This window comes from Halomonas sp. ND22Bw (genome assembly GCF_003011945.1).
GTDB lineage: Bacteria > Pseudomonadota > Gammaproteobacteria > Pseudomonadales > Halomonadaceae > Halomonas > Halomonas halophila.
Window position 1 is genome coordinate 1 of sequence record NZ_PXWD01000214.1, and the last position, 422, is coordinate 422.

At 73.9% G+C, this 422-nt stretch carries 1 pseudogene; it reads left to right on the forward strand.

Features of this window, described 5'->3' with window-relative positions:
* Window positions 1-422, forward strand: a pseudogene (locus CVH10_RS17740) (xanthine dehydrogenase family protein molybdopterin-binding subunit); the annotation flags it as partial.

Sequence of the window (422 nt, forward strand, 5' to 3'; positions counted from 1 at the left end):
CTTCGAGGAGCCGATGCGGCAGGCCGGCGCGGCGGCGCGCGTGCTGTTGTGCAAAGCGGCGTCGCGGCGCTGGGACGCCGACTGGGAGGAATGCGACACCGCCGGCGGCTTCGTGGTGAACGGCGCGCGCAAGCTGCGCTTCGGCGAGCTGGCGGAGGCCGCCGCGAAGGAGGCGCTGCCCGACGAACTGCCGCTGCGCATCGGTGAGGAAGGGCGGCTGTCGGGCCAGCCGCTGCCGCGGCTCGACGCCCCCGCCAAGACCGACGGATCGGCCAATTTCGTCGCCGACATCCGCCTGCCCGACATGGTGTTCGCCAGCATCCGTCAGGGGCCGCGCCCGCGTTCCCGGCTGCTGTCGGTGAACCGCGCCGCGGCGGAACGCGTGGCGGGCGTGGCGGGGATCGTCGAGACCGATCATTGGG